Below are 11,184 nucleotides of genomic sequence, written 5' to 3'. Positions count from 1 at the left end.
CGCACAAATGCGGCAAAACAAAAAGAAAGAGCGGAAGCGCGAACGAATGTGAGCGCATCCACTCTGATCAGCTGCGCGATCAGGCCGAGAGACCGCCGAACAGCGTCGGCATGTCGAGCGGGCGGAAGCCGTAATGGGTCATCCAGCGGACGTCCGCATTGAAGAAGTCACGCAGGTCAGGCATGCCGTATTTCAGCATGGCGATGCGGTCGAGGCCCATGCCCCAGGCAAAACCCTGGTACTCGTCAGGATCGAGCCCGCCCGAGCGCAGCACGTTCGGGTGCACCATGCCGCAGCCGAGGATTTCCATCCAGTCGGTGCCTTCGCCGAACTTCACGATCGGACCGGAGCGGTCGCACTGGATATCGACCTCGAAGGACGGCTCGGTGAAGGGGAAGAACGACGGACGGAAGCGCATCGTCACCTGGTCGACCTCGAAGAAGGCCTTGCAGAACTCTTCCAGCACCCAGCGCATGTTGGCGACATTCGCCGCCTTGTCGATCACCAGGCCTTCGACCTGGTGGAACATCGGCGAATGGGTCGCGTCGGAATCCTGGCGATAGGTCTTGCCGGGGATGATGATGCGGATCGGCGGCTGCTGCGCTTCCATGGTGCGGATCTGCACCGGCGAGGTGTGCGTGCGCAGCACCTTGCGGTCGCCCTTCTCATCCGGATTGAAGAAGAAGGTGTCGTGCATCTCGCGGGCCGGGTGGCCCTCCGGGAAATTCAGCGCCGTGAAGTTGTAGTAGTCGGTCTCGATATCCGGACCTTCGGCAATCGAGAAACCCATGTCGCCGAAGATCGCGGTGATCTCGTCGACGATCTGGCTGATCGGATGAATGCGGCCGCGCTCGGCGGGCGACGAGCGGACCGGCAGGCTGATGTCGACGGTCTCTCGCGCCAGGCGCTCGGCGATCGCCTGATCCTTCAGCGCCGACTTGCGGGCGGCGATCGCGTCGGCGACCGTGGTCTTCAGCGCGTTGATCTGCGCACCGCGGGTCTGGCGCTCTTCCGGCGTCATGGTGCCCAGCGTCTTCAGGAGCTCGGAGATCGAGCCCTTCTTGCCGAGCGCGTTGACGCGCACGGCCTCGATCGATCCCTCATCACCTGCGGCATCGATGTCCGCCAGCAGTATCCGTTCCAGTGTTTCCAGTTCGCTCATTCTGTCCTGCCTCGATGCGGGAATGGGTTCGGTTCTATATCGGCTCAAGTCTTCAGGAATGTGATCGCGCCGCGGTCGCAAAGAATGCCAGTGCAAAGACGCAGGGACGACGAAGCCGGAGGCCCGGCTGAAGCGTCGTCGGAAGGTGGAACCGGGGCAGTTCCTTTCGATCGTCTCGCACGTTCATCTCGCGAAATAAGAAAAACCCGCGCTAGCCCTGCCAGCGCGGGTTTCCCAACGAATTTTAAGTACGGTTTTGGGAAAACGCTGGCTTAACGGACAGCGCTTTCAAACTCGTTTGTCGTGCCGGCTTCCTTGAGGTAGGCAAGCGCCTTCTTGGAAGCTTCGACGAGGGCGCCGAATGCTGCCGGCTCATGGATAGCCATGTCGGACAGAACCTTGCGGTCGACTTCGATGCCAGCCTTGTTCAGGCCGTCGATGAAGCGGCCGTAGGTCAGGCCGAATTCGCGGACGGCAGCGTTGATGCGCTGGATCCAGAGAGCGCGGAAGTTGCGCTTGTTGACCTTGCGGTCGCGGTAAGCGAACTGCTTCGAACGATCAACCGCAGCCTTCGCAGCGCGGATGGTGTTCTTGCGGCGGCCGTAGAAGCCCTTGGCTGCCTTGAGTGTCTTCTTGTGCTTGGCGTGAGCGGTTACGCCGCGTTTTACACGTGCCATGTCATGATCTCCTTAACGTGTCCAAAATGCCTGAAAGTCTTAGAGACCGTTGGGCAGGTAGTTCTTGATGACCTTCTTGCCATCAGGCTCCGCGAGAACCATGGTTCCACGTGCGTCGCGGATGAACTTGTTGGAACGCTTGATCATGCCGTGGCGCTTGCCAGCAGCTGCTGCACGAACCTTGCCAGTAGCGGTGATCTTGAACCGCTTCTTGGCAGACGATTTCGTCTTCATCTTGGGCATTTTGCTACTCCATTTTTCTTAAGAATTCGAAACGGACAGACGAGGTCCATTTCCAGCGTTAAGAACGGCCACGGCATGCCCTGCCGGACCGTTCGGACGGGGGCTTATAACCGCACATGCCGAAAAGCGCAACTGGGGAATCGAAGATGGCGCTGCAAGCGGTGGCCGAACGCTTCCCCATACACCTCTAGCACGTTCGTCAGCGCATGCTCCAGGCGGGAGCGCGATCTGCGGCGGCCGCCGCCGGCCTCGAAGAAAAAAGCCGCCCGGAAGGCGGCTTTCATCAATTTGGTCTTACGACTGACGGCAGCGGCGGCTTAGCGCGGCGCCAGAACCATCATCATCTGGCGGCCTTCGAGCTTCGGCTCGGCCTCCACCTTGGCAATCGCCTGGGTATCATCCTTGACCTGGAGCAGAAGCTTCATGCCCAGTTCCTGGTGGGCCATTTCGCGGCCGCGGAACTTCAGCGTGACCTTGACCTTGTCGCCGTCCTCGAAGAACCGGTTCATCGCCTTCATCTTCACGTCATAGTCATGCGTGTCGATGTTCGGGCGCATCTTGATTTCTTTGATTTCGACGATCTTCTGCTTCTTGCGCGCTTCGGCCGCCTTCTTCTGGTTGGCGTATTTCAGCTTGCCAAGATCCAGAATCTTGCACACCGGCGGTTCGGAGTTCGGTGCGATCTCTACCAGATCAAGACCTGCTTCTTCCGCCATGCGGAGCGCCTGGTCGATCGGGACGGCACCGATATTCTGGCCTTCGGCATCGATAAGCTGAACCCGGGGCACCCGGATTTCCTTGTTTGAGCGCGGTCCCTCCTTGACGGGGGCGTCCGTTTTGAACGGTCTGCGAATGGTCGTACTCTCCTCGAGCTATTTCCGAAATGTTGTTTAATTCGTTCGCCGGCGCGATCACAAACGAAGCGCCTGAATCTGTCACCGACGGCAATGTGTGAATTGCGGCGCGAGAGTCAATAGCACGGCTTTCAAGGAAAATCACCACCTGTCGATACCAAGGCGAATCTGTTTTAGAAAGAAAATCGCCAGTTAAACGGGCTTTTGGAGATTACGGGCATGCACAATACGCCAGCCGAGACGGAAATCAGCTTCATCGAGGTCGGCACGGATGCGGCTCAGCGCAGGATCGCGATGCGCGTGCGCCACCCGGAGAAGCCATCGGGACAGCCGACGCTCGTCTGGCTCGGCGGCTACCGTTCGGACATGACCGGCACCAAGGCGGTCGAGGTCGAGCGCTATGCCATGGAACGGGGCGCGGCCTGCGTGCGCTTCGACTATTCCGGCCACGGCGCCTCCGGCGGCGCCTTCACTGATGGCACGATCTCGCGCTGGCTCGAGGAGAGCCTTGCGGTCATTGATCGGGCGGCGCCGGGCCGCGTCGTGCTGATCGGCTCGTCGATGGGCTGCTGGATTGCGCTGCGGGTCATCCAGGAGCTCAGGCAGCGTGGCGACGGAAACCGTGTCGCCGGCCTGGTGCTGATTGCGCCGGCGCCGGATTTCACCGCCGAACTGATCGAACCCAACCTGACCGAAGCGGAGAGGGCCTCGCTTGCCGAACGCGGCTTTTTCGAGGAACCCTCCGAGTACAGCCCGGAGCCGAACATCTTCACCCGCGCCCTCATCGAAGACGGGCGCGTGAACCGGGTGCTTGAGGGCACGATCACCACCGGCTGTCCGGTGCACATTCTGCAAGGCATGCGCGACCCCGACGTTCCCTATACCCATGCGCTGCGGCTGATGGAGCACCTGCCCTCCGACGATGTCGTCATGACACTCATCCGCGATGGCGACCATCGCCTTTCGCGTGAAGAAGACATCGCTAAAATGAAGCAGGCCATCGGCACGATGCTCGCCTGAGCCCGGGCGGGAGAACGCCCCGCCCCTTCCGCCGCAAATTGCCCCAAAACCGCGCTGCCCCGTGGACCGCCCACGATGCAAGGGTTTTCGTGCGCGTGGTCTCGCTTTTAACCATAAAATCCGATGTCCCGATTCCGGCGATTGACTCTGCCGCGCCGACGCTATTAACTCTTTATTAACGATTAGAGCAGCGACGGGGACGAACCTAAAGAAGCTGCCTTCAACTCAGGATTGCGCGAATACGTCCGGACAGGAAGAGCCCGGCATACCGCGTTGCAGGGGACTTGTATGGCGTCTTGGACTGGAGTTAAGGGAAGTATCGCGGCGTTCTGCGCACTTTTCATTTCAGCAAACACGGCAATTCCTGCACAGGCAGGTTCTTCTCCATGGATGCAGACCGGCTCGGCGACATCGCAGCCGATCGGCCACTACGAATTCTGCCAGAAGTACAAGAGCGAATGCAATGTGCGCTCCAAGGGAACGGTTGCTCCGCGCGTGACCGAACGCGGCTGGGCCGCCATCCGGCAGGTGAATGCTGCGGTCAATCGCGAGATCACGCCGGTCACCGACCTGGAACTGCACGGCAGGGACGAAGTCTGGTCCTATCCGGACAACGCCGGCGACTGCGAGGACTTCGTGCTTGAGAAGCGCAAGCGCCTGATGAGCAAGGGCTTCCCGGCGAGCGATCTCCTGATCACCGTCGTTCGCAAGCCCGATGGCGAAGGCCATGCGGTGTTGACCGTGCGCACGGCGCAGGGCGACTTCATTCTCGACAATCTCGAAAACGGCGTAAGGCTCTGGACCAACACGCCCTACCGCTACCTGAAGCGCCAGGCCTCGAACCACAGCGGCCGTTGGGTCACCATCCAGAACGGCGCCGAAGTCGTCGTCGGCTCGGTCGGCAACTGATCCAAAGCAAAGTAAAGAGTTTCAAAAAGGGCCGGTCAGACCGGCCCTTTTTCGTATTTGCCGCTCACCCGTCACGCGTTGCCGATCAGGATGCCGGCCGCGAGCACCAGGCCACCGCCGAGCACCACCTGGAATGCCGCCCGCAGGAACGGTGTTTCCATATAGCGGTTCTGGATGAAGGCGATCGCCCAGAGTTCGAAGAAGACGATCACCGCCGCCGTGGCGGTCGCCGTCCAGAAATGCGGGATCAGATAGGGGAGCGCGTGGCCGAGGCCGCCGAGTGCGGTCATGATGCCGGAGGCAAGGCCGCGCTTGATCGGCGAACCGCGGCCGGAGAGCTTGCCGTCATCGTGGGCCGCCTCGGTGAAGCCCATGGAGATGCCGGCGCCGACGGAGGCCGAGAGACCGACGAGGAAGGTCTGCCAGGTATCCTGGGTCGCGAAGGCGGCGGCAAAGATCGGCGCCAGCGTCGAAACCGAACCATCCATCAGGCCGGCAAGGCCGGGCTGTACGTAAGTGAGGATGAACTGGCGGCGCGACGTCTGGTCCTCTTCGGCGCGCACGTCCTCGGGCGTGTGCTCTTCGCCAAGCCGCCGGGCGAGCGATTCATGCGATTTTTCCGCGATCGCGAGATCGCCGAGCAGCTTGCGGGTGGCGGCATCCTGGGTTCTCGCCGCGGCCTCGACATAGAAACGGTGCGCCGCTTCCTCCATCGCTTCGGCTTCCTCGCGCGCCTTTTCGATCGGCATTTCGGCAATCAGCCAGTCGGGCTTGCGCTCGGGGAAGTCGCGCACGTGTTCGCGCCGGACAAGGGGAATGCGGCTGCCGAAGCGCTGGACGTGCAGATCGATCAACCACTGCCTGTGGTGGCTTTCTTCCTCCGCCATCTCCTCAAACACTTTTGCCGAATGGGGATATTGCTGCCGGAGCGCATCGGCATAGGCGAGATAGATGCGTCCGTCGTCCTCTTCGGACGAGATCGCGAGCGCCAGGATTTCCTGCTCGCTTAAGGAAAGAAAGGGACGTTTGGAACGGGAGAAGAGGCGCGAAAACATTGGGAGAAAACCTTCTTTAGAATAATTCTAAAAATAGAAAACCGAGACGGCACCGTCAAGGCCAAAGCCATGCAATCATGCGACAATCTCTCGACAGAGTGTTGCGGCTGAGCCACGATGAAGGCTCTCGCGAATTCCCTTCATTTCCGGAGCGATCGCCTCGATGAGGACCATCTATCCGCTTTCCGAAAGCAAGGACACGTTACTGGATCGGCTTGGAGCCAGGCTTGCCGCGCGGCTGCAAGCGCAGACATCCGGCTACGAGCCCTACACCCCTTCCGATCAGGAAACCCTGGCGCGCACGCTGCGCCCGGGCGACGTTCTCCTGATCGAGGGCAACCAGAGGGTTTCGGCGGCGATCAAGTATCTGACGCAATCGACCTGGTCACACGCCGCGTTCTTTGCCGGCGACCAGATGCCGTTGACGCTCGACCAGGCAACGCTGCCGGTCATCGAGCGGCCACAACTCATCGAGGTCAATATCGGCGAGGGTTGTGTTGCGGTGCCGCTGAAGAAATACGCGTCGTTCAACACGCGCATCTGCCGGCCGATCGCGCTGACGCCGGATGATCGCACGGCGCTCGTCGGCTTCATGATCTCGCGGCTCGGGATGAAGTATGACCTGAAGAACATCCTCGACATGCTGCGCTACTTCATGCCGACCCCGCCGGTGCCGGTGCGCTGGCGGCGGCGCCTGCTTGCCTTCGGCTCCGGCGATCCGACGCGGGCGATCTGCTCGACGCTGATTGCTGCCGCCTTCGAGCAGATCCGCTATCCGATCCTGCCGGAAGTCACACGCGCGCCCGGGCGGGCGGCGGCGACCTCGACCTATTCGCGCGAGGAGATCCTGCACATCCGGCACCACTCGCTCTATACGCCCAGGGATTTCGACCTCTCGCCCTTCTTCGCGATCGTCAAGCCGACGCTCGAATTCGGCTTCGACTACAAGCGGCTGCGCTGGAACGGCGACGGCGATCACCCGTTCAAAGGTTGAGGGCGAGCGCCTTTTCGCGGGCCATGAAATCGCGCTGACGATCGGTGATGTAATCGCGCACGATCGGCGCCGCATCGCGCGAGCGCGAGAGCTGCATGTGAAAGACGAGCTGGCTGCCGGTGCGGAACATCATCTCGGCGCTGATCAGATAGAACTCCCACATGCGGGCGAAGCGCTCGTCATAAAGCCCGATCACCTTGTCGCGGTTGGCCTCGAAGCGCGCGCCCCAATGGGCGAGCGTCGTGGCGTAGTGCACCCGCAAGAATTCGAGATCCGTGACCCAAAGACTGTTGCGCTCGACCACCTCGAAGACCTCCGAGAGCGCCGGCGAATAGGCGCCCGGGAAGATGTATTTCCGAAGCCAGGAGCTCGCCATGCCGGGGGGGCTCATGTGACCGATCGAATGCAGCACCGCGAGGCCGTCATCCGGCATCAGCGCATTCAGCTTCTTGAAGAACTCGTCATAGTGATGCACGCCGACATGTTCGAACATGCCGACCGAAACGATGCGGTCGAAGGGCCCCTGGACATCGCGGTAATCCTTAAGCTCGAAACGCACCCGGTCCCCTAGACCTGCCTTCCGCGCCCGTTCGGTGGCAAGCGCCTGCTGCTCCTTGGAAAGCGTCACGCCGAGCACCTGCACATCCGCGAGCTCGGCAAGGTACATCGCGAGATCGCCCCAGCCGCAGCCGATATCCAGCACCTTCATGCCGGGTTCCAGGCAGAGCTTGGAGGCGAGCAGCCTCAGCTTGTTGCGCTGGGCCTTTTCGAGCGTCTCGTTGGGCTCGCGGAAATAGGCGCAGGAGTAGAGCATGTTCTCGTCGAGGAACAGCTTGTAGAATTCGTTGCCGAGATCGTAGTGATGCGCGACGTTCTGCTGCGCCTTGCCCTTGGGATTGGCCTGCTGCCGCTTGCGGAACCGCATCTTCACCGCCCGCAGAAGTTTCTGGATCGGATAGGACCCGAGCGACAGCCGATTGATCGAGAAAAGCGTCAGGAAGTCCCTGAGCGTCGAGCCCTCCTCGAAGCGCATGGTGCCGTCCATATAGGCTTCGCCGGCGGCGAGTTCAGCGTTGAAGACGAGGCTGCGGTAGAGCTTCTTGTCCGTGAGCCGCATCGTCACCTCCGGTCCGGGCGTGCCGGAAAAGACGTGGCGCTTGCCGTCGGCGTCGATCACCGTCAGGCGACCCTTGCGAATGAACGACTTCATCATATGCGACAATGGGAACATGCAGGCCCTCTTGAGACAACTGTCGTATCAGCGCCGGCATCCTAGCACCCGTTTTTCGAAATGCTCCCCTTAAATTTCTGGTTGCTCATCAAGCTCTTCCCGGAACGAAAACGGGGACGGCAGCCTTCGCCACCGTCCCCGTTCAACTGTTATTCGGCGTTAGCCTCAGTCCTTGGCGCGCTCGACGTAGGAACCGTCTTCCGTCGCGATGACGACGCGGGTGCCGGCCTGGATGTGCGGCGGAACCAGCGTGCGGACGCCGTTCGAGAGAACCGCCGGCTTGTAGGACGACGATGCCGTCTGGCCCTTGACGACCGGCTCGGTCTCGGTGATTTCGAGCGTCACGTGACGCGGCAGGTCGATGGCGATCGCCAGACCTTCGTGCACCGAAAGAATGCAGGCCATGCCTTCCTGCAGGTAGGCCTTGAGGTCGCCGATGTCGTCGGTGCTCATGACCAGCTGGTCATAGCTTTCCGGGTTCATGAAGTGGAAGCCTTCGGCATCTTCATAGAGGAAGGTGTGCTCGCGGTCTTCGACGAAGGCGCGCTCGACCTGTTCGGTCGTGCGGTAGCGCTCGGAGACCTTCACGCCGTCGGAAATGCGGCGCATGTCGACCTGGGTCACCGGCGTGCCCTTGCCCGGGTGGAAGTTCTGGGCGGTAAGCACGACATAGAGCTTGCCGTCGACGTCGAGAACGTTGCCCTTACGGACAGATGAAGCGATGACCTTGACCATTAGTCTTCCTTGTAACAGAGGTATGCGCGACACGGCGGGCCGGAAACACTGGCCCTGAAGGACGCGGAAAGAAGGATTTCGCGCCGCAACTACCCTAATTTCGTGCAAATAGCCAGCCTGAGCCGCTGTCTGCGCGAAGAAAGCCTGGACTGAACCGATCATGTCGCATGCCTCACCCTGGTGGACACCCGATGTCCATGCCGACCGGCGCCCGTTTCTTCTCGGCCGCAACCGGATCCAATCGGCCCTGCGCCGGTTCTTCGAGACACGCGATTTCATCGAGGTGGACACGGCGACGCTGCAGGTCTCGCCCGGCAACGAGGCGCATCTGCACGCCTTCGCGACGGAGGCTCTCCATCACGACGGATCGAGCCATCCACTCTATCTGCACACCTCGCCGGAATTTGCCTGCAAGAAGCTGCTTTCCGCCGGCGAACGGCGCATCGCCTGTTTCGCCCATGTCTACCGCAACCGCGAGCGTGGACCGCTGCATCACCCTGAATTCACCATGCTCGAATGGTACCGCGCCGGCGAAAGCTACGGGGCGCTGATGCGCGACTGCGCCGAGATCCTCGCTCTTGCGGCAGAGACCACCGGGGCCAAACAATTCACCTTCCAGGGACACATCTGCGACCCCTTCGCCAAGCCCGAGCGGCTGAGCGTCGCGGACGCCTTCGAGCGCTTTGCCGGCATCGACCTGCTGACCTCGGTCGCCGCCGACGGCGAGACCGACCGCGAGCGCCTCGCCGCAGCTATGACCGCAGCCGGACTTCGGGTCGCCTCCGACGACACCTGGGCCGATCTCTTCAGCCGCGTGCTCGTGGAAAAGGTCGAGCCGCATCTCGGCTTCGGCCGTGCGACGATCCTCGACGAATACCCGACTGCCGAAGCGGCGCTGGCGCGACCGGCCGCGCGCGACCGGCGCGTCGCCGAGCGCTTCGAGCTCTATGCCTGCGGCGTCGAGCTCGCCAATGCCTTCGGCGAGTTGACGGATGCCGCCGAACAACGCCGGCGCTTCGAGATGGAAATGGCGGAAAAGGCGCGTGTCTACGGCGAGACCTACCCGCTCGACGAGGATTTCCTGGCAGCACTCGCGATCATGCCCGAAGCGAGCGGCATTGCGCTTGGCTTCGACCGGCTGGTGATGCTTGCAACCGGTGCGTCGCGTATCGACCAGGTGCTCTGGGCACCGGTGGCGGAGACGCAGCCGTGAACGTACATCGCCCGATCAAGACTGCGCGAGAGCTCGTTGAGGCAGGTCTCGTCGACCGCAGCAATGAGGCCGCGGTTGCCGCCGTCGCCGAGCGTTATGCGGTTGCGATCAGCCCTGTCATTGCCGGCCTCATCGATCCCACCGATCCCGCCGATCCGATCGCCCGGCAGTTCGTGCCCGATGCCGCCGAGCTGACGCTGCTTCCCGAAGAGCGCGAAGACCCGATCGGCGACAAGCCGCACAGTCCCGTTGCCGGCATCGTCCATCGCTATCCGGATCGGGTGCTCTTGAAGGCCGTGCATGTCTGCCCGGTCTATTGCCGCTTCTGCTTCCGCCGCGAGATGGTCGGGCCGCAGGGGCTCGGCACGCTGACACCCGCCGAACTCGATGCGGCGATCGCCTACATCGCCGAACACGAGGAAATCTGGGAGGTGATCCTCACCGGCGGCGATCCCCTGGTGCTGTCGCCGCGGCGGCTCACCGAGCTCATGGAACGGCTGAAACCGATCCCGCATGTGAAGATCGTCCGCTTCCACACCCGCGTACCGGTGGTCGAGCCGTCGCGCATCGACGCCGAATTGATCGCTGCACTGAAGGCTAACGGCAAGGCGACCTATGTGGCTCTGCACGCCAACCACCCGCGCGAGCTGACTGAAGAGGCGCGCGCCGCCTCGGCACGACTGATCGATGCCGGCATCGTCATGGTCAGCCAGTCGGTGCTCTTGAGGGGCGTCAACGACGACGCGGATGTGCTGGCTAGCCTGATGCGCGCCTTCGTCGAGACACGGATCAAGCCCTATTATCTTCATCACCCGGATCTGGCCCCTGGCACCAGCCATTTCCGTCTGTCGATCGAGGAAGGCCAGGCGCTGGTCGCAGCCCTGCGCGGCCGGGTCTCCGGCCTTTGCCAGCCGACCTACATCCTCGACATTCCAGGTGGTCACGGCAAGGCGGTCATCAGCGCCGCGACGATCGCGGCCGATGGCGGCGGCTGCTACACGGTCACCGATTTTCGCGGCGGCGAGCACAGCTACCCGCCGAAAGCCTGATACGCCGCGAGAAATCGCGTCTCGCCAACACATTGAAATTTC

The 11,184-nt window shown here is 62.0% G+C and carries 12 protein-coding genes; 5 read left to right on the top strand and 7 right to left on the bottom strand.

The window, feature by feature from the left end:
- Positions 1 to 79 precede the first annotated feature (79 nt).
- From pheS to infC, 4 genes are all read right to left on the bottom strand, one after another.
- Entirely contained in the window at positions 80 to 1,162 is a 1,083-nt protein-coding gene (gene pheS, locus AC070A_RS10105; RefSeq protein WP_057247870.1) for a phenylalanine--tRNA ligase subunit alpha, read from the bottom strand.
- A gap of 272 nt (positions 1,163 to 1,434) precedes the next feature.
- Positions 1,435 to 1,839, bottom strand: a complete 405-nt coding sequence (gene rplT, locus AC070A_RS10100) for a 50S ribosomal protein L20 (protein ID WP_025425551.1) — start codon at positions 1,837 to 1,839, stop codon at positions 1,435 to 1,437.
- Between the two features lie 39 nt (positions 1,840 to 1,878).
- On the bottom strand, positions 1,879 to 2,082 hold the full coding sequence (gene rpmI, locus AC070A_RS10095; RefSeq protein ID WP_025425550.1) for a 50S ribosomal protein L35: 204 nt from the start codon (positions 2,080 to 2,082) through the stop codon (positions 1,879 to 1,881).
- 317 nt (positions 2,083 to 2,399) lie between these two features.
- Positions 2,400 to 2,936 (bottom strand): translation initiation factor IF-3, encoded by a 537-nt coding sequence (gene infC, locus AC070A_RS10090; RefSeq protein WP_057247869.1) that lies wholly within the window; start codon positions 2,934 to 2,936, stop codon positions 2,400 to 2,402.
- A gap of 219 nt (positions 2,937 to 3,155) precedes the next feature.
- On the opposite strand from infC, the gene AC070A_RS10085 reads away from it, so the two are divergent.
- Both AC070A_RS10085 and AC070A_RS10080 read left to right on the top strand, forming a co-directional pair.
- On the top strand, positions 3,156 to 3,956 hold the full coding sequence (locus AC070A_RS10085) for an alpha/beta hydrolase (RefSeq protein ID WP_057247868.1): 801 nt from the start codon (positions 3,156 to 3,158) through the stop codon (positions 3,954 to 3,956).
- A 288-nt stretch (positions 3,957 to 4,244) separates the two neighbouring features.
- A complete protein-coding gene (locus AC070A_RS10080; RefSeq protein WP_057247867.1) occupies positions 4,245 to 4,865 on the top strand; it encodes a transglutaminase-like cysteine peptidase in 621 nt (206 codons plus the stop codon).
- A 71-nt stretch (positions 4,866 to 4,936) separates the two neighbouring features.
- Here the strand turns inward: AC070A_RS10080 and mbfA are convergent, their stop codons facing one another.
- Positions 4,937 to 5,920: an iron exporter MbfA gene (mbfA, locus tag AC070A_RS10075; protein WP_057247866.1), complete on the bottom strand. Its 984-nt coding sequence runs from the start codon at positions 5,918 to 5,920 to the stop codon at positions 4,937 to 4,939.
- Positions 5,921 to 6,083: 163 nt separating this feature from the next.
- Here mbfA and AC070A_RS10070 point away from each other — a divergent pair, with 163 nt between their 5' ends.
- Positions 6,084 to 6,914, top strand: coding sequence for a C40 family peptidase (locus AC070A_RS10070; protein WP_057247865.1), 831 nt, complete (start codon positions 6,084 to 6,086; stop codon positions 6,912 to 6,914).
- Here AC070A_RS10070 and AC070A_RS10065 read toward each other — a convergent pair.
- Both AC070A_RS10065 and efp read right to left on the bottom strand, forming a co-directional pair.
- Positions 6,904 to 8,145 carry an SAM-dependent methyltransferase gene (locus AC070A_RS10065; protein ID WP_093234341.1) on the bottom strand — a complete coding sequence of 414 codons (1,242 nt, stop codon included), beginning with the start codon at positions 8,143 to 8,145 and terminating at the stop codon, positions 6,904 to 6,906. The two genes, AC070A_RS10070 and AC070A_RS10065, sit on opposite strands and share 11 nt — an antisense overlap.
- A 165-nt stretch (positions 8,146 to 8,310) precedes the next feature.
- On the bottom strand, positions 8,311 to 8,880 hold the full coding sequence (gene efp / locus AC070A_RS10060; RefSeq protein ID WP_057247863.1) for an elongation factor P: 570 nt from the start codon (positions 8,878 to 8,880) through the stop codon (positions 8,311 to 8,313).
- A gap of 160 nt (positions 8,881 to 9,040) precedes the next feature.
- Between efp and epmA the strand changes: the two genes are divergently transcribed.
- Both epmA and AC070A_RS10050 read left to right on the top strand, forming a co-directional pair.
- Positions 9,041 to 10,093, top strand: coding sequence for an EF-P lysine aminoacylase EpmA (gene epmA, locus AC070A_RS10055; protein WP_113479336.1), 1,053 nt, complete (start codon positions 9,041 to 9,043; stop codon positions 10,091 to 10,093).
- Positions 10,090 to 11,142, top strand: a complete 1,053-nt coding sequence (locus AC070A_RS10050) for a lysine-2,3-aminomutase-like protein (RefSeq protein ID WP_057247861.1) — start codon at positions 10,090 to 10,092, stop codon at positions 11,140 to 11,142. Before epmA ends, AC070A_RS10050 begins: the two co-directional genes overlap by 4 nt.
- Positions 11,143 to 11,184 lie beyond the last annotated feature (42 nt).

It is taken from the genome of Ensifer sp. GW101-20A05 (assembly GCF_059424735.1).
Note: the sequence above shows the minus strand (reverse complement) of the source record. Positions and strands in the feature narration are given on the sequence as shown.